General features: G+C 65.9%; 16 protein-coding genes and 1 pseudogene. 2 read left to right on the top strand and 15 right to left on the bottom strand.

Annotated features, from left to right (window positions below; translation table 11 throughout):
• Positions 1–12: 12 nt before the first annotated feature.
• From IBJ82_RS29785 to IBJ82_RS29770, 4 genes are all read right to left on the bottom strand, one after another.
• Complete coding sequence (locus IBJ82_RS29785) at positions 13–1131, bottom strand: nitronate monooxygenase family protein (protein WP_194829317.1); 1119 nt, start codon at positions 1129–1131, stop codon at positions 13–15.
• 44 nt (positions 1132–1175) lie between these two features.
• Positions 1176–2528 carry a wax ester/triacylglycerol synthase family O-acyltransferase gene (locus IBJ82_RS29780; protein ID WP_194829316.1) on the bottom strand — a complete coding sequence of 451 codons (1353 nt, stop codon included), beginning with the start codon at positions 2526–2528 and terminating at the stop codon, positions 1176–1178.
• 270 nt (positions 2529–2798) lie between these two features.
• Positions 2799–3683 carry a hypothetical protein gene (locus IBJ82_RS29775; protein ID WP_194829315.1) on the bottom strand — a complete coding sequence of 295 codons (885 nt, stop codon included), beginning with the start codon at positions 3681–3683 and terminating at the stop codon, positions 2799–2801.
• A gap of 67 nt (positions 3684–3750) precedes the next feature.
• The gene (locus tag IBJ82_RS29770) at positions 3751–4200 is read right to left on the bottom strand and encodes a MarR family winged helix-turn-helix transcriptional regulator (protein WP_194829314.1); all 450 of its coding nucleotides are present in this window, start codon (positions 4198–4200) and stop codon (positions 3751–3753) included.
• 107 nt (positions 4201–4307) lie between these two features.
• On the opposite strand from IBJ82_RS29770, the gene IBJ82_RS29765 reads away from it, so the two are divergent.
• Positions 4308–5486, top strand: coding sequence for an MFS transporter (locus IBJ82_RS29765; RefSeq protein ID WP_194829313.1), 1179 nt, complete (start codon positions 4308–4310; stop codon positions 5484–5486).
• A 63-nt stretch (positions 5487–5549) separates the two neighbouring features.
• Here the strand turns inward: IBJ82_RS29765 and IBJ82_RS29760 are convergent, their stop codons facing one another.
• The 4 genes from IBJ82_RS29760 to IBJ82_RS29745 form a co-directional block, all read right to left on the bottom strand.
• Entirely contained in the window at positions 5550–7259 is a 1710-nt protein-coding gene (locus tag IBJ82_RS29760; protein WP_194829312.1) for a cutinase family protein, read from the bottom strand.
• A 117-nt stretch (positions 7260–7376) separates the two neighbouring features.
• Positions 7377–8522 carry a cation:proton antiporter gene (locus IBJ82_RS29755; RefSeq protein WP_194829311.1) on the bottom strand — a complete coding sequence of 382 codons (1146 nt, stop codon included), beginning with the start codon at positions 8520–8522 and terminating at the stop codon, positions 7377–7379.
• Positions 8519–8908 carry a hypothetical protein gene (locus IBJ82_RS29750; RefSeq protein ID WP_194829310.1) on the bottom strand — a complete coding sequence of 130 codons (390 nt, stop codon included), beginning with the start codon at positions 8906–8908 and terminating at the stop codon, positions 8519–8521. The genes IBJ82_RS29755 and IBJ82_RS29750 overlap by 4 nt, the downstream gene beginning before the upstream one ends.
• A 105-nt stretch (positions 8909–9013) precedes the next feature.
• Positions 9014–9541: a hypothetical protein gene (locus IBJ82_RS29745; RefSeq protein ID WP_194829309.1), complete on the bottom strand. Its 528-nt coding sequence runs from the start codon at positions 9539–9541 to the stop codon at positions 9014–9016.
• Between the two features lie 239 nt (positions 9542–9780).
• Between IBJ82_RS29745 and IBJ82_RS35525 the strand changes: the two are divergent.
• Positions 9781–9843: pseudogene (locus IBJ82_RS35525) on the top strand (hypothetical protein); the annotation flags it as partial.
• A 7-nt stretch (positions 9844–9850) separates the two neighbouring features.
• Here IBJ82_RS35525 and IBJ82_RS29740 read toward each other — a convergent pair.
• The 7 genes from IBJ82_RS29740 to IBJ82_RS29710 all read right to left on the bottom strand — a co-directional run bounded on the left by IBJ82_RS29740 (position 9851) and on the right by IBJ82_RS29710 (position 16722).
• The gene (locus IBJ82_RS29740; protein ID WP_194829308.1) at positions 9851–12946 is read right to left on the bottom strand and encodes a replicative DNA helicase; all 3096 of its coding nucleotides are present in this window, start codon (positions 12944–12946) and stop codon (positions 9851–9853) included.
• Positions 12947–13530: 584 nt separating this feature from the next.
• Positions 13531–13983: a 50S ribosomal protein L9 gene (gene rplI, locus IBJ82_RS29735; RefSeq protein ID WP_101465154.1), complete on the bottom strand. Its 453-nt coding sequence runs from the start codon at positions 13981–13983 to the stop codon at positions 13531–13533.
• Positions 13984–14000: 17 nt separating this feature from the next.
• Positions 14001–14252 carry a 30S ribosomal protein S18 gene (gene rpsR, locus IBJ82_RS29730; RefSeq protein ID WP_056823934.1) on the bottom strand — a complete coding sequence of 84 codons (252 nt, stop codon included), beginning with the start codon at positions 14250–14252 and terminating at the stop codon, positions 14001–14003.
• A gap of 33 nt (positions 14253–14285) precedes the next feature.
• Positions 14286–14861, bottom strand: a complete 576-nt coding sequence (locus IBJ82_RS29725) for a single-stranded DNA-binding protein (RefSeq protein ID WP_194829307.1) — start codon at positions 14859–14861, stop codon at positions 14286–14288.
• A gap of 72 nt (positions 14862–14933) precedes the next feature.
• The gene (locus IBJ82_RS29720) at positions 14934–15164 is read right to left on the bottom strand and encodes a hypothetical protein (protein ID WP_194829306.1); all 231 of its coding nucleotides are present in this window, start codon (positions 15162–15164) and stop codon (positions 14934–14936) included.
• A 63-nt stretch (positions 15165–15227) separates the two neighbouring features.
• Positions 15228–15590, bottom strand: a complete 363-nt coding sequence (locus tag IBJ82_RS29715; protein WP_194829305.1) for a hypothetical protein — start codon at positions 15588–15590, stop codon at positions 15228–15230.
• A gap of 133 nt (positions 15591–15723) precedes the next feature.
• The gene (locus IBJ82_RS29710; RefSeq protein WP_194829304.1) at positions 15724–16722 is read right to left on the bottom strand and encodes a tyrosine-type recombinase/integrase; all 999 of its coding nucleotides are present in this window, start codon (positions 16720–16722) and stop codon (positions 15724–15726) included.
• Positions 16723–16740: the final 18 nt, after the last annotated feature.

Genomic DNA, 16740 nt, shown 5'->3' with positions numbered 1-16740 from the left:
AGGCGGCCTCGCTCAGCCGTTGAGTCGGGTGAGGCGGTCGTAGGCGGTGACGTACTCCTCCACGAGGCGGTTGATCACGTCGGCGCTGCGTTCGACCTTGTTCATCATGCCGACGACCTGCCCGACCGGATTGAAGTTCACGTCCTTGGCGGCCTCGGGGTAGCGGTGTCCGCGTTTGACGCCGTCGAGGGCGACCATCATCTGCAGCGGCATGGGCAGCGGGTCGGGGGTCTCGGTGGATTCCCAGGCGTCGGTCCAGTCGTTGCGCAGCATGCGGCACGGCTTGCCGGTCCAGGAACGCGAGCGGATGGTGTCGTGGCTGGTTGCCCCGAGGTAGGTGTCCATCTGGGCGGGCGGCACATTGGCCTCTTCGACGGTGAGCCACAGCGACCCGGTCCACGCGCCTGCCGCGCCCATCGCCAGCGCCGCCGCGACCTGCGCGCCGTTGCCGATGCCACCGGCGGCCAGCACCGGCACATCGCCGATCGCGTCGATCACCTGCGGCCACAGCACCAGCGAGGACACCTCGCCGCAGTGTCCGCCGCCCTCGGTGCCCTGGCACACGACGAAGTCGAGGCCGGCTGCCTTGTGGTTCATCGCGTGCTTGACCGAGCCGCACAGCGCGCCGATCACCCGGCCGGAGTCCTGGATGCGCTTGATGACATCGTCGGGCGGGGTGCCGAGCGCGTTGGCCACGAGCTTGGCCTTGGGGTGGTTCAGGATGACGTCGACCTGCGGACCCGCGGTGGTCGCGGTCCAGCCGAGCAACTCGTTGTGGTGCTCACCGTCGGGCAGCGCGGGCACGTTGTGGTCGGTGAGGATCTGCTGGGCGAAGTCGCGATGGCCCTGCGGAACCATCTGCGCCAGCTGCTTTTCCAGCTGCTCGGGGGTGAGCCCGTCGACGCCCTTGCCCTCGTATTTCGACGGGATCACCAGGTCGACGCCGTAGATGCCGGTGACGTGTTCGTCGAGCCAGGCCAGCTCCACCTCGAGCTGTTCAGCGGTGAAGCCGACCGCGCCGAGTACCCCCAACCCGCCCGCATTGCTCACCGCCGCTACGACGTCGCGGCAGTGGGTGAAGGCGAAGATGGGGAACTCGATGCCGAGCTGTTCGCAGAATTCGGTACGCATACCGAACTGTAACACGTTCTATTTTAGTCGAGAATGGTTAATTTCTACAGCGCGGCATCCTCCAGCGCGGCCAGCGAATCCTCGAGGTGATCGAGCAGTCGATGCAGGTCGGGCAGTGTGCGGCGGCAGCCGACGAGGCCGAAATCGAGGTTGTTGCCGCTGGAGGTGAGGGTGATGTTCACGGCCTGCCCGTCGAGCGGGATCGACAGCGGATACGTGGCGTCCAGCCGTGAGCCGTTCCAGTACAGCGACTCGTTCGAACCGGGCACATTCGAGATGACGATGTTGAACGGCGGCGTCGCCACCGAGGCGAACCCGGGCAACAGCATCGCGGCCAGCGGACTCAACATCACCCCGGCCATCGCCAGCGTCTGCATCGGCGTGAGCGAGCGGTACACCTCTTTGTTGCGACGCGTCGATTCGCTCACCACCCGAAGACGTTCCAGCGGATCCGCGATATCGGTACCCAGATTGCACAGCAGCGCCGCGACTTTCACGCCTTGGCTGTCGACATCGTCTTCCTCGCGCAACGACATCGGCACCAGCGCGATCATCGGCTTGTCCGGTAGGGCGTCGCGCTCCAGCAGGTAGGCCCGCAACGCACCCGCCGACATCGTCAGCACCACATCGTTGAGGGTGGCGCCGGTGGCCTTCTTCACCTGCTTGACCCGATCCATCGACCAGCTGCGCACCGCGCACTTGCGGGCACCGCCGATCGGCACGTTGAACAGCGTGCGCGGCGCCTCGAACGGCAGGGTGAGCTGCTGCTGCAGCAGGCCGGTGCGGGTCGCCTTCATCAAAGCGGTGGTCGACGAGCGCGCCGAGGTGACGGTGTCGATCAGCCCGCCGAGCCGCGACTTGCCGGGGCGTGCCGGGCCGACCTTGCGCGGCAGGTTCCACGGCCGCATGAGCTCGGGCGCGAACGGATCGGTGCTCAGCGTGCGGCGCATGAGGCGCTGGGCCGAAACACCGTCCACCAGTGCGTGATGCACCTTCCAATAGAGCGCGAAGCGTCCGTCGGCCAGGCCCTCGACGAAGTGCAGCTCCCACATCGGCCGGTGCCGGTCGAGCAGTCCGCTGTGCAAGGTCGACGCGTGGTCGAGCAGCTGGTCGATCTTGCCCGGTCCGGGCAGGGCGCTGCGCTGTACGTGATAGTCCAGGTCGACGTCGTCGTCCTGGGTCCACGCCATCTGCGGTGCGCCCAGCCAGGTGGCGGGGCGCTTACTGAAAGTGGGCCGAACGGTCTTGTCGGCCAACAAGCTGTCGCGGAACTCGCGCAGATATTCGGGACCGGCGTCTTCCGGCGGTTCGAACAACTGCAGTGATCCGACGTGCATCGGGTGCTCACGAGATTCCGCGAGCAGGAACAGCGCATCCAACGGCGCGATGAAATCCATGAGAGATCGCCCCCTGACGAGAGTGGTTCGGTGAAAAGTCTTCAGACGATCGACCACGCTGTCGGGTATGGCACCCCTGCGTGCCATATATCCACGCTACCCGGCCGTATGGTGTCGCGTCAGCTGAACGCTCAGACCATCACGAACTCTATGCTGTTCGCCGGATGTTCATTCGGCGGAACACTACTGGATGCTCGAGCTGTTCGAAAACGAGCTGCCCGAGCCGCACGGCGCGGAGAATCCGGCCGGGTCGGCTTACGTTCGTCGAGGTCAGACCTTGACGGTCTGTGCTTCGCGCGGGTCGACGGCCTCACGCGGATCGTCTTGCTGCGGCGCCTCATTCGCGCGCTGCGGTTCGACGGACTGCTGCGGCTCGACGGACTGCTGCGGCTCGACGGACTGCTCCGGCTCGGCCGATTGCTGCGGCTCGGCCGATTGCTCAGGCTCGGTGGGCCGTTCCTCGGTGGCTTCCTCGAAGGCGACATCTTCCGAGCTGGTTTCGGTGTCCACCGGTTGAGGCGCCGGAACAGGCTCTATTCCAGTGCCTTTCGAAGCGATCTCGATGCCGAGTTCGATGCGCGTCGTCTCGACCAGCGCCCGCTCCTGCTCGGCCGCGTGGCGCATCGCCTTCTGCCACAGTGAGGCCATCTCCTCGAGCTCCTCGACGGTCGCCTCCACGTCGATGTGCAGTTTCAGCCGCTGCATGGTGATGTGCTGGGCGGCGGTGAGGGTGCGTAGCAGGTCTTCGCACTTGTTGGGAATCCGGCGATGCGCCACCACCCGCAGGCGAGTCAGCATGCTGCCGGGGCGATCCCAGATCACCTTGTGAATCTGCGCGCCGACGCCGTCGATCTCGTCGACCGTGACCAGATCCCACTCGCCGCAGGTGGTCAGATCGGTGCGCACCGAGGCCGAGGTCTCCAGGATCGAGGCGACCGCGGCGAGCACCGCCTCGCGGCGCCACGCCTCGTGATCGCGCTGGTCGCCCACCATATTCGACAGCTCGACATTGCGCTGCGAGGCGTCGAGCGCCTGCCTGCCGCGCTCATCGGCGGCCGCGATTCCTTCGCGGTGGGTTCGGTTGTTGGCGATGACGCCGACCAGAACTGCGCCGGCGACCGGGAGCGAGCCGAGGAGTGGAAGCCACTGAGTCACCAAGCGATCATTGCACCGGTGCCCGCAACAGTCACCATGATCGGCGCGTTGGCATCGATGTCGCGTGTCAGTTCGGTGCCGGAACCCCGTGCAGAAAACCGATGAGGGGGGCCAGTTCCGGGATCTGCTCGGCGTCGGCGAGTGCGGTTTCGAGTGCTCGATCGTGGGTCGGTTTCGCCTTCTCGTAGGCGGCTCGGCCGGTTTCGGTGAGTTCGGTGTAGATGCCGCGGCGATCGTCGGCGCACAGCACGCGCATCAGGAAGCCGCGGTCTTCCAGTCGATTGACCAGTCGGGTCGTCGCACTCGCCGAGAGAGCGGCGGCGCGGGCGAGCTGCGAGATCCGCATGTGCCAGCCGTCCTGGCGGGCCAGTGCGTCGAGCACGGTGAACTCGACGATCGACAGCTCGTGCTCGCGCACCAGCTCGCGTTCGAGCGCGGTCTCGATGTGCCCGTGCAGCGCGGCCAGGGTGCGCCAGCCGGTCGCCCGCACCTCGATGGCGTCATCAGCAATGCCCATGTGACGAGTATAGCTGGCGGTTGCAATATAGCGCGTGTGCAATTATCGCTCGGCTAGCGTTAGTTGCACACGCGGGTAATCGGCTCTTGTTGGAAGGAAGCGTTCACATGCCACTCGGTCTCATCGCTCTCGCGCTCGGGGGCTTCGGCATCGGACTCACCGAATTCGTCATCGCGGGGCTGCTCTCCCCGGTGGCGGCCGACCTGGGCGTCTCGGTGCCCACCGCCGGCTATCTCATCTCCGGTTACGCGCTCGCCGTCGTCATCGGCGCGCTCGCGCTCACGCCGCTCGTCAACCGCTGGCAACCCAAGCGAGCATTGCAGCTGCTCATGGTGCTGTTCACCGTCGGCAACGCGGCCTCGGCGCTGGCTCCCGGCTACGCGGCACTACTCGGCGGACGGGTCATCGCGGCACTCGCGCACGGCGCGTTCTTCGGCATCGGGGCGGTGCTCGCGTCCTCGCTCGTCGCGCCGGAGAAGAAGGCGGGGGCCATCTCGATCATGTTCGGCGGGCTCACCGTCGCCAATGTTCTCGGCGTGCCGCTGGGGACGTTCATCGGACAGCAGTGGGGCTGGCGAGCCACGTTCGTGGTGATCACCGTCGTCGGGCTGGTCGCGCTGGCCGGTATCACGGCGCTCGTCCCCGACGCACCGGCCACCCGCGAACAGCCGGACCTGCGGGCCGAACTATCCGTATTCCGCAATACCCAGGTCTGGTACTCGCTGGTCATGACCGTGCTGGTGTTCGGTGGCATGTTCGGCGCGTTCATGTACATCGAGCCGCTGCTCACCCGAGTCACCGGGTTTTCCGAGGGAGTGGTGCCCTGGCTGCTCGTGTTGTTCGGTGTCGGGCTGTTCTTCGGCAATCTGCTCGGCGGCCGCTGGGCCGACCGCGCCCTTACCCGTACCCTGCTGGCGCTCACGCTGGCCCTCGGGCTCTCGCTGGCGGCGTTCGCGCTGCTCGCCGATCACAAGATCGCGGCGCTGCTGCTCCTGCCCGCCATGGGCTTCTTCGGCTTCGGCGCGACCCCTGGCCTGCAGATGCGGGTGCTCGACCACGCCGGTGCCGCACCGACTCTCGCCTCGTCGGCCAATATCGCGGCCTTCAACGTGGGCAACTTCCTCGGTGTGTGGCTGTCCGGCCTGGCGATCAGTGCCGGGTTCGGCTGGGTCTCGCCGCTGTGGGTCGGAATGGGGTTCGCGGTGACCGGGATGGTGGTGTTGATCGCGGCTACTCGCGGTGAGCGTGCCGTTCGGCCTTCGGCCGCCGAACCTGTGGCGGTCTAGGAAAACGAAAATCCCCGGTGCGCAGCGGTTATCGCTGCCCACCGGGGATTTCGTGGTAGGTGACTAGTTGGCTGACGGAGTGGTTGTCGGGGCCTCGGTGGTGGTCGGCTCGACAGTCGTGGTCGGAGCCACCGTCGTGGTCGGTGCCACGGTCGTGGTGGGATCCACGGTCGTGGTCGGGGCGGGTGCGGCGGCCTGGTTGGTCGCCGGTTCCGGCGTGGTGGTCGACGGCGTGGTGGTCGGGGCCACTGTCGTGGACGGTGCCGTGGTGCTGGTGTCCGTCTTCGACGTGGTGGTCGACTTGGGGCTGGTCGTCGTCGACTTCGAGGTGGTCGACTTCGACGTGCTGGTCGGTGCGGTGGTGGTCGTCGCCGGCTTCGTCGGAGCTGCCAGCGCGGCTGTCACCGAGGAGTCGTCCGGTGCGGCCTTGGTGTTCACCGTCTCGCCCGCCTGCGCCTGCTTGGCCAGGTGCGTGAGCCACGCCGCGGCGTACTCCGCCGAGGTCAGCGGCTTGCCGTTCGCGGAGTCGGAATCACGCCAGTAGTCGAAGTGGTGACCGGTGCCGTTCGGGCCGAGGGTGAGCTGGTACGGATCGTTCATCGCCACCGGGATCGTGTTCTGGTTCGTCACGATCAGCCCGACGATCTCGTTGAAGATCTTCTGCGGCAGGTACGCCAGCGGCGAGAGCTGCTCACCGGCGATCACGTCGGCCTTCGCCGGGGTGGTGGTCTGACCCGGCTTGTAATCGGGGTCGGAGACCTTCAGCAGCACGTCGAGGAAGGTTTCGTCGCTGGCCATCCAGTTCGGGTTCGAGCCGATATCGGAGAACGCGGCCATCGCGATCCGGCCCAGCGTGAAGGCCATGTCCTGGCCGACCGCCGGGCTGATGCCCGCGATGCCGTTACGCCCGATGTCGGCGCGCTCCAATTCGTCGATATTGATCTGGCGGCCCACATTCGCGGCCAGCTGCAGCAGCGAGATATTCTCCGGCGCCGCGCAGGTGAGGTCGCCCTCGGAGCAGAACGAGGCGATCTTGCCGTTGAGCGCGCCGAAATCGTTGCCTGTGGTGATACCCGATCCCGAGATCGGCTTGCCGCCGTTCTGGTAGTTCTGGTCGAAGTTGTCCGGGCGGTTGGGGTCCTGCGCGCCGAGGAAGGTGCCGTCACCGGCCTTGCGACCCGGGTCGGCGAACATCACCACACCGAGCACGTCGTCCGGATCCACGGTCGCGTACCCGTCGGCGGGGTTGTCGTTGCCGATACCCTCTGCCACGCGACGCACCACGTCGGCGCCCTCGCTGTAGCCGACGATGGAGAATTTGGTGTCCGGGCAGGCCGCCGAGATCTCGCGCATCACCTGCTGGGTGTTGGCGACACCCGCGTTGACCGCGTCCTCATAGGTCCCCATATCGGCCGGGTAGGCGATGTACACCGCCGCGTACTCGCCCTCGGCGAGATCATCGCGCGGTGCGTTCACGACCGGATCCACCCACACACTGCTGTGGTCACCCGACAGCGCCGCGGGCAGCGGATTCCCGTTGGCATCGAGCAACATCGCGGTCGTGCCTTCGACCGGGGTGTCGTTGCGCCCCGCGACCGAGATGGTGACCATCTCACGGCACTCGGTCACCGAGGTCGTCAAGGTGTAAGAGGGCGACTCGGGCTGTGACGTCACGGCGAAAGACGCGGCGACAATCGCCGCAACCCCCAACGCCGCAGGCGCGGCAACAGCCGAAGCGATGCGATGTTTCGCAAGAAACTCACGCAGATTCATATGTGATCCCGTTCGAATGACCTACAGGTGGGCAGGCCCCCCGACGGGCCGCATGTCACGAACATTGTCGTGACCACCAGCATGATCGTTACTGACGCGAACAGGAATTGATCGAGCTCACAGGTCGACCGCAGGAGCGGGCGCCTTCGCCGCGAGTCGCCCGGCCGCTATCGCCGCCACCGCGATGGTGCACAGCGTCGCCAACATGATCGCCGAGCCCTCGCCCGGTACGAGCACCCCCAACTGACTACCGACGGTCACCGCCGCGACGGGCACCCCGATCTGGGCGGCGGCCAGCGCGCCGTAGGCCACCGGCTGGCCGAGCAGTCGCGCCGCGCAGTGCACGGCGACCGCGCCGAAGCCGAGGGCGAGGCCGAGCAGGATGAACCGCGGATGCTCCCCGAACTCCCGGAGATCGAGCCGAGCGCCGAGCCAGACGAAGAACAGGGGAGCGAGCAGTCCGTCGCTGATCGCGAACACCTGCTTGGCCACCCGCCGTGGTTCGCCGACCCCGGCCACCGCCAGGCCCGCCGCGAACCCGCCCAGCATGATCGAGACGTGCATCGCGCTCGCCACCCCGCACAGCGCGAACACCAGGACCAGACTCACCCGCAGTTCGAGCGTGAATTTGCGGTCCTCGGACACCTCGTGCACCTGACGCTGCGCACCCGTCTGCTGTAGGTAGCGCAGGACGAAGAACATCACCACCGCGCAGAGCGCGACGGCCACCGCGCCGATCGCGGCTCTGAGGGCGTTCGCCGGATCGATCACCAGCGGCAGCGCGACGATGCACGCGGTGTCGGCGATGGCCACCTGCGCGGTGAGCGCGAGCACCGGCGGCCCGCTCAACCGCATCGAGTCGATGATCGGCAACGCCATCGCCGCCGACGACGACGCCATCAGCACCGCGTAGACGGCCGCGTGCCCGATGTCGAACGCCTGCGCCACCGCCCAGCCCGCGACCGCCGCGACTACGCCGACCAGCACCGCTCGCGCCACACCGGTGCCGAGCGCGGTGCGGACCTGCGGATCACGCACGGGCACGTGGGTCCCCGCGGCGAACATCACCAGCGCGAAACCCATATCGGCGAGGAAGACGAAGATCGGATCGGTGGGGTCGAGGATGCCGAGACCGGTGGTGCCGAAGATGATTCCCGCGACCATCTCGCCGAGCAGCACCGGCAGGTAAAGCTGCTTGGGCAAAGCCAGCAGCGGCCCGATCAACCCGAGCGCGACGACCAGCGCCAGGGTCGCGAAGGTCACGGCATCGTGGCGATCTTGGCCGGTACCTCGATGTTCTCGTCGGCCCAGTACAGCGCGCACACCCGGTGGTAGCCGTCCGCGATCAGCATCGGCACGTTCGAGCGGCAGTTACCGCGCACCAGCAGGATCGGCGAGAGCTTCTTGCCCTCGGTCACCTTGAGCAGGTCTCTGCGCACATGCGGGTTGTCCGGGGTGAGGGCATGGAGCTGGGAGGCCCGCAGAATGTCCTTCACCTTCTTGACGACCACCGGCGCAGCCCTGAGCTCGGCCACGATCGCGTCGACCAGGGCCTGGTCGCCGAGTAGCTCGAGATAGTCGGCGGCAGCCGGATAGTCGTGGTCTTCCGGGGCGGACTTCCACGTCACCTGCAGTATCGCTTCGCTCATCGCCTCATCATCCGCCCCCTCCAACCGGTTTGCTGAGAGGTCGCCACATGTTGTCGATCGGTTGCGCGATCGGTATCGGGCCGTGGTCGGCGTAGCGATGAACCGCTACCAGATGTCGACCCACTGCGGTCGCTGCGGCACATCGAACCCCGTGGCGCGGCCGCGCACCAGCATCGGTAGCTCGGCGTCCGGCGCAAACCGGTGCACGAGCCGTTTCGCGGCCGACCGCCGGAACTCCGCGAACGCGAACTCCTTCTTCATCCGGTGTTCGGTTCCGGTCTCGGGATGGGTGAACACTACGTCGATCTTCACCTTGTGCGTGACGAAGATCCGTCCGGCCCGTCGATGCACGCGGTGACCGGACTCGACCACCGTCGCCGCAACGGGGACCGCGGACTTCCTGAGATACGCCCGGCGCGCACGCCACCCCACTGCGAGCACGAACGGCCACGTCACCAGGCCGAAAACCAGGCCGATCGGCAGCATCAGCGTCATCGCGACGTCGCTGCCGGACCACTGCGCCAACCGCATCCCCACATGGAGAACGCCGAGGAAATACAGCACCGCGCCAACAGCCGATACCACCCAATACGCCGGCACCACCGGATTGACCGGCGTCGTACTCTTCCCCACCCTGATTTCCGATCTCATCGCGGCGTTGCCGCACACGTTGCGCTGTGCGGTCGTCCGCTGAACCGTAGCGTGGCCGCTCACGAACGATGGTGCCGAGCGATGCGCCGAACTCGTCGCCGAAGGTTCTGCTCGGCCAGTCGCAGCTGTCGGAGCGCCAGTGCCGGCTGCGACCGAGTCGGCGGCTTGCAGGGTGAAGGTGCTACTCAGGCTGGCGTGGTCGACGCCGGTACCGCCTTGTCGGCACCGAAAACGGCTACGCCCGCACCTACGGCCTCGAACCAGTAGCCACCATCACCACCTGAGTGTGGATCAGCCCCTGGCCATATCCACGAAACGGCTGAGGTGCAGCTGGTGGGCGACGGTGATCGTGGCGGTGGGGCCGTTACGGTGTTTGCCGACGATGAGGTCGGCCTCGCCGCCGCGGGGGTCGTCGCGTTCGATGGCGTCGGGGCGGTGCAACAGGATGACCATATCGGCGTCCTGCTCCAAACTGTTATGGGCTGAAATGCCTTGTGCCACAAAGTTATGCGTGCCTGGAACGGTGCCGTCGTAGACGGCTTGGTCGCCGAGGCTGGTGATTTCGACGATCTTGTCCCAGAACACGTCGTTGGTGGCGAGCATATCGATGTCGGCATTGTCGAGGACGGTGGCGACCCGGGCCAGGCGGGAGCGGCTGGGGGAGTGCTTCCACATGGTGCTGCCGCAGAAGCGAGAACCCATGGCGGCGGAGAACTCTCGGTGCGTCATCTGCTTGTCGGCCAGTAGCGTTCGGACACGGCTCCAGACTTCGGCGGGAACCGTGTCGACGTTCGTGTTGCGCGCCATCGGGGCCAGCTCGGCGAGGGCGACCTCGGCGGATTTGCCGCGGGCGCCGTGAACGCCGACGTCGTGCAGGAAGGTCGTCTGGTTCTCGCCGCCGTCGATTGTCAGGTGGTAGCAGTCGCGGTAGCCGCTCTTGGAGACGGTTTTGATACGACCGTGCACGCCGAGGCGCAACAGCAACTGGTTCACATCGTCGACAAGGCGGCGACTGGTCGAGGCGTAGTACACGCGTGCCTGTCGAGCTTTGGCATCCCAGCGCACGGATCCGTCGGTTGCCCACAGGTGACGCAGGAACAGCGCGATCTGATCGTTGGGCAATGCGAAAATCGGTCCGGGGACGAACTTTTCGTAGCTGCGTAGTCCGAACAGGCCAAGGGTGTCCAACCAGGCGGCGATCGGGTTGCGCTTGCCGTGAGTGAGATGGAACGGCGCGGGCAGGCGCAGGGTGGTGACGCGTGCTGCGGCGTACTCGTCTCGGACCGCACTGACACCGAAGTGTTCGGCGGCTACGGTGACGGCCGCGAGATTCTCCTCGTCGACGCTTGCGTAGCGGATCGGCTGGCGCTTCACGCACGAGCCGTCGCCGATCATGTGCGCGAGCATCACGATCTCGGCTTCGGGCAATCGTGTGGTGTGCACGGGTTCCGGAACGAGTCGCGGTGTGGCGAGGCGGTCGCCGATCGCGAGTTTGTCGAGGGCGATCCAGCCGTCAACCGTCAAGAACGGGTGGTTGCCGGTGGCTTCCACCTCGCGGCCGGAGGCGAGCTTCAGCCTGAATACTTCCTTGCGTCCGCTCGGGAACACCTTCACCATCGGGCGGGCAACCATCCGCATCCGCTCGTCGAGCGACCACACGAGCGGCTGTTCCCCGCTGGCCATCAGGTCACCCAGGGTGACCTCGGCGCCGTTGTCAGCACGCAGGATTCGCGTCGACGCGGGCATACAACCCGACTCGCGAAGGTCGGAGACCATCGGCCGCTTATCGGTTCGCTGTTCCGGACCACGGTTCAGCTGCGAGATCGCGATCACCGGAACTTCGAGTTCCTTGGCGAGCAGCTTGAGGTGTCGCGAGAATTCCGAGACTTCCTGTTGACGCGATTCGACCTTCTTACCCGAGCTCATCAGCTGCAGGTAGTCCACCACAACGAGTTTCAGGTCGTGGCGCTGCTTGAGGCGTCGTGCCTTGGCTCGAATCTCCATCATGGTCAAGTTCGGCGAATCATCGACGAACAGCGGCGCCTCACTGATCTCGCTCATACGGCGAGCAAGTTTGGTCCAGTCGTCATCGCTCATTCGGCCGGAGCGCATATCGCCGAGCTTGATCTTCGCCTCGGCCGAGAGCAGACGCATCACGATCTCGGTTCGGCTCATCTCGAGCGAGAAGATGACGCTGGCCATGCCGTGCTTGATGGAGCAGCTACGCATGAAGTCCATGCCGAGCGTGGAGTTGTGCGTGGGCACCATGGTGCGACCGGCCAGGTACATGTGGTCGGCATTGTCGACCTCGACGCAGCGGACGAGTACCGGGTCGACCTTGCGGACGTCGACGATCTGCCGTGCCGCCGAACGAGCGGATCTGGGCACCATGTGGGCGAAATTGTCTCGAGGCGTGCGCAGACTGTGTGCGATCTCGCCGGTGGTCCGGACAACCGGATGCGGTGCCAGGGTGGGGGCGAGCGTGGTCCAGAGGTGTTCTTCGTCAGCAGTGATCACGGTGCCGTCGGAGAATTCGACCTCATAGCAAGGTCGGTCGGCCATCTCCTCGGTGGCTGCGAGCACCCTGGTAGGCCTGCCATCGGCCCCCAGCAGCTCGTCACCGACACGAACCTCGCCCATGGTGGTCCAACCACGAGGCGTCGGGAGGGGAGTGTCGAGCGCCAGGGCCTTACCCACGCCGGGTCGGGCCGCGACGATGATCATCTGACCCGGATGCAACCCGTTGGTGAGTTCGTCGAGTTCGGTGAAGCCGGTGGGGACGCCGAGGGAGATGCCGCCTCGGGAGGCGATGGAGTCGATCTCGTCCATGGTGGGCTGGAGGAGTTCTTCCAGCGGGGTGAAGTCCTCGGTGGTGCGGCGTTCGGTGACTTCGTAGATTTCGGCCTGGGCGCGGTCTACCACCTCGGCGACGTCCTGGCCGTCGGCGCCGGCGTAGCCGAACTGGACGATGCGGGTGCCCGCTTCGACGAGGCGGCGCAGGATGGCCTTCTCGGCGACGATCTCGGCGTAGAAGCCGGCGTTGGCCGCGGTGGGGACGGTCTGGGTGAGGGTGACCAGGTAGGGCGGGCCGCCGATGCGCTTGAGTTCGCCGCGGCGGTCGAGGCCCGCGGAGACGGTGACGGGGTCGGCGGGTTCGCCGCGGCCGTAGAGGTCGAGGATGGTGTCGTAGACGGCCTGGTGCGCGGGGCGGTAGAAGTCTCCGGGGCGCAGCACCTCCACCACATCGGCGATGGCGTCCTTGCTCAGCAGCATGCCGCCGAGGACGGACTGCTCAGCGGCCATGTCGTGCGGAGGCTGACGGCCGAAGTCCTCGCCGGGCGGCTCAGGCGTGAACTCGGTTTGCGCGCGGTCACCGGTGGTTGTCACCAGGGGAGTCCTCTCTGCCCGCAGAACCGGGGGTTACACATCGATGTACTCGTTGTACTCCCGGACACCGACACGGATGTCAGCAATCGGTTGCCTGCGTGATTCCGAAGGCCGCGCGCAGGGCAATGCGACGAACCTAGGCGACGTTTTCGGGACTCGCCAACCCGACATGTGCACACAACTGTGGATAACTTGGGGGTAGTTCACCCGTTGTTGTGCAGCGCCTGTGGAAAACATGGGGAAAACCCAGGTCAATACGGAAAAACGCCCTGCTAGGCCCCGGTTTGTCCAACCTGGGCCCTGTGGATGAAAGAAGTTCCGGCGTGTCGGTAAAGGTGAACAGCCGGGCGTGTTGGGTAAACAGCGATGGTGCAGGCTATGACGAGAGTCACAAATCTGCCGGTCGGTTTCCACAGTCATCCACAGGGTGAATAACCGGAGGTCACGCGGTTACCGACCGTGAGCCGCGCAACACGACCCGCACCGACCACAACATCGGCTACTGATCAGTTATCGCAAAAACGGCCTGAAAAAGGCAAGCAGAAACCACCCCTATGCACGCACAGGGGTGGTTTCCAGCGAACTCAGTTCGCAGCAACCTCGAGGTCGAACTTCGCAGCCACATCGGGGTGCAGGTGCACCACGATGCCGTGCTTACCGGTCGCCTTGATGTGCGACTTCGGCAGCTCGATGCTGCGCTTGTCGACCACCGGGCCACCGGCCGCCTTGATGGCCGAAGCCACGTCGGTGGTGGTGACCGAACCGAACAGCTTGCCGCTGTCGGCGGTCTTCACGGCCAGCGAAACCGCGGCGAGGCCCTCGATGGCCTGCTTCAGCTCGTTGGCGTGATCCAGGTCGCGCACCTTGCGGGCGTCCTGGGCGCGACGGATTCCGTCGACCTGCTTCTGGGCGCCACGGGTGGCCTGGATGGCCAGACCGCGGGGCAGCAGGAAGTTACGGCCGTAGCCGTCCTTGACCTCGACAAGGTCGCCGGGGGCGCCGAGGTTGTCGACATCAGCGGTGAGGATGAGCTTCATCTGTGTGACTCCCTTTCTCAGCGAGCGGTCGACACGTAAGGAAGCAGAGCCACCTCACGCGAGTTCTTGACGGCGACAGCGATGTCACGCTGGTGCTGCACGCAGTTGCCGGTGACGCGGCGAGCGCGGATCTTGCCGCGATCGCTGACGTACTTACGCAGCAGCGTGGTGTCCTTGTAATCGATATTGACGATTCCGGACTTTGCTTCCTTGCAGAAAGCACAGGCCTTCTTCTTCAGTACCTTTTCGCGCGCGGGCGCTTTAGGCATGGTTTTTCTCTCCGTACTATGAGTGCCGTTCGATCAGAACGGCGGTTCGTCATCCATGCGGCCGCCGCTCCCGGAGGAGCCGACCGCGGGCGCGCTACCCCACGGATCGTCTTCGCCACCGGCATTGCTGCCGCCGGCCGGACGTCCGCCGCCATTGTTGGCGTTGTAGCCGCCTGCGCTAGATCCACCACCGGCATTGCCGGAACCACCACCACTGAAGCCGCCACCGCCGCCTCCGCCACCGCGACCGGCCTTGGAGACCTTCGCAGTCGCGTAACGCAGCGAGGGACCGACTTCGTCGACCTCGAGCTCGACCACAGTGCGCTTCTCACCCTCGCGGGTTTCGTAGGAGCGCTGCTTGAGCCGACCACTCACGATGACGCGAGCGCCTCGGGTCAGACTTTCGGCGACGTTCTCCGCTGCTTCACGCCAGATGTTGCAGCGCAGGAACAGAGCCTCGCCGTCTTTCCATTCGTTCGAATTGCGATCGAACACACGGGGAGTCGACGCGACGGTGAAATTTGCCACCGCTGCACCGGCGGGTGTGTGTCGAAGCTCCGGGTCTGCGGTCAAGTTTCCGATGACCGTGATGATCGTGTCGCCTGCCATGGTGTTTCCTCCAAAGGTTGTGGTCTGCGCATGAGTTGGTGTCAGACCGTGAGTGATTTGGGTGGTGGGCTGCTACGGGCTGCCGAAGCGGAACGAGGTGAACGTTCCGTCTTCGATGTCTGCGATGAACCCCAGTTCGGCGAGGCGTGCCTGCTCCTCGGGGGTGTACGCGTCTGGGTCGGATCCGACCACGAGGACGTCGTGGTAACAGGCCAAGGGTCCGTGGGTGTCGGTGCCATGCGTCGCCAGCAAAGCCAGCGCCTCGAGCAGATCGTTCCAATTTGGTGGGTGGGGGGAGGTCATGTGTTTGCGGATCTCCTTGGGGGAGTGCAGAGGTTGGGACCGGTGAGCCTTGGGATGTCGGCGCTACTTGGGGGCCGTCGCCATGGTGGCGGTCATGTAGTCGGCGGTTGCGATAAGCAGTGCCGTCATCAGATCGGGGCCTGCAGAGCTGGCGACGACATCTGCGCCGTCGCATGCGTGGTCGGCGTGGTAGTACATCGAGACCCGCCACTGGGTGATCTCGGAGCGGCTCGTGGCGAGGTCGCCATCGCCGGTGCTGATCAGCATCCAGAGCATGTTGGTGTCGACCTCGATCGCCACCCACTGGGGACTCTCGCTGACGACTCCGACACGCACGCCGAGCGTGCGCAGCTGTTCGATTTCAGGGGCGTGGACTTCCAGGTATACGTCCGCCTGGTCGGGGTCCAGGTCGGGGAAGTAGCGCAATTTCTCTCCTCGGGTTGGGTGGTTGGTGTCCGACAACCACTCAATAAATAGATTACCCGATAGCTTTGATTCTGTCGACTCGAATGACTGGAAGATCTGGTGAAATCCTCAGCTCACCAGCGGTTTTCGGCGCTCAACTGTTTCCGCGGTCGCCGAATAGATCGAGCTGCTCGGCGACCGTCAACGGCTGCCGAACGCTGCGACCAGGTGCAGTGGCGACCGGGCTCGTCGGTACCCGTCGTAGTGTCTGCTGTCCCAGCCGCGCCGCGATTTCAGCAGGGTCTACCCCTGCTTGCCACATGCGATCTCTCGCGGTCGCGCGCAACACATTCGGCGAGATGTCGAGACCTGCGCCGATACCCGCGGTGCGCACGATCTGGTCGACGCTGCGGGCCGACAGACGCCGGGCCTCGGGTTCGGTGCGCCGAAGCGAGCTCGGTCGCAGCGTGACGAAAAGTGCGGTCGCATCCTGATCGCGGGTGCCCAGGACGCGCGGGCGGATCGCAAGCCATGGCTGGATCAGCACAATCGTCTGGCGGTGCACCGGCACGAGGCGCCGCCGGCCTCGGGTGTCGGTGACAACGATCTGTGCACCTACGCAGTTGAGGTCGGTCTCGTCCAGCGCGAGCAACTCCAATTCTCGCGGTCCAGCGTCGAGTCCGAGAGCCAGCATCGCCAGCGCTCGCGTACCCACCTCCGCGTTCCTGTCCGCTTCGGCTGCAGCCGCGGCCAGCAGGGCGCGCTGCTCGGGAGCGCTGAGGCTACGGGCAGGCGCCGCGTCGTGGTCGACGCGCTGGTCGATGGGGCGTCCGATTCCGAGGTACTCGTAGAAGTGGGTCAAGGCGGCGACGCTGACATTGGTTGTCCCGCTGGCCAGATCGAGGCGATCTGCGCGATAGGCCGCGACAGCACGGTCGCGGCCGGGTTCGCTCAGCAGAGCCTCGGGGTGGTCAGCGGCAACCGTGCCCAGCCACGCGAGGTAGTGGCTGGCGAACTTGAGATAGGAGCTGCGGGTGTTGGGGGACAACCGGCGACCGTCGAGGGACTCGGCGAAGCCTTCGAGTGCGGGGCTGGCCATCGCGGAAGAGAGCGGCGTCGGCGGTGCCTGCTCGTTGGTGACGTTGTCGTCCATGCGCGCCTCCGGTGTCCT

It is taken from the genome of Nocardia sp. XZ_19_231 (genome assembly GCF_015355705.1).
Taxonomy (GTDB): domain Bacteria; phylum Actinomycetota; class Actinomycetes; order Mycobacteriales; family Mycobacteriaceae; genus Nocardia; species Nocardia salmonicida.
Note: the sequence above shows the minus strand (reverse complement) of the source record. Positions and strands in the feature narration are given on the sequence as shown.

What these genes read in the sequence shown, in the direction of transcription:
- IBJ82_RS29785 (WP_194829317.1), bottom strand. Translation starts at nt 1,131, where the DNA reads ATGCGTACCGAATTCTGCGAACAGCTCGGCATCGAGTTCCCCATCTTC.
- IBJ82_RS29750 (WP_194829310.1), bottom strand. Translation starts at nt 8,908, where the DNA reads ATGAGCGAAGCGATACTGCAGGTGACGTGGAAGTCCGCCCCGGAAGAC.
- IBJ82_RS29760 (WP_194829312.1), bottom strand. Translation starts at nt 7,259, where the DNA reads ATGAATCTGCGTGAGTTTCTTGCGAAACATCGCATCGCTTCGGCTGTT.
- IBJ82_RS29780 (WP_194829316.1), bottom strand. Translation starts at nt 2,528, where the DNA reads ATGGATTTCATCGCGCCGTTGGATGCGCTGTTCCTGCTCGCGGAATCT.
- rpsR (WP_056823934.1), bottom strand. Translation starts at nt 14,252, where the DNA reads ATGCCTAAAGCGCCCGCGCGCGAAAAGGTACTGAAGAAGAAGGCCTGT.
- IBJ82_RS29765 (WP_194829313.1), top strand. Translation starts at nt 4,308, where the DNA reads ATGCCACTCGGTCTCATCGCTCTCGCGCTCGGGGGCTTCGGCATCGGA.
- IBJ82_RS29770 (WP_194829314.1), bottom strand. Translation starts at nt 4,200, where the DNA reads ATGGGCATTGCTGATGACGCCATCGAGGTGCGGGCGACCGGCTGGCGC.
- IBJ82_RS29720 (WP_194829306.1), bottom strand. Translation starts at nt 15,164, where the DNA reads ATGACCTCCCCCCACCCACCAAATTGGAACGATCTGCTCGAGGCGCTG.
- rplI (WP_101465154.1), bottom strand. Translation starts at nt 13,983, where the DNA reads ATGAAGCTCATCCTCACCGCTGATGTCGACAACCTCGGCGCCCCCGGC.
- IBJ82_RS29725 (WP_194829307.1), bottom strand. Translation starts at nt 14,861, where the DNA reads ATGGCAGGCGACACGATCATCACGGTCATCGGAAACTTGACCGCAGAC.
- IBJ82_RS29710 (WP_194829304.1), bottom strand. Translation starts at nt 16,722, where the DNA reads ATGGACGACAACGTCACCAACGAGCAGGCACCGCCGACGCCGCTCTCT.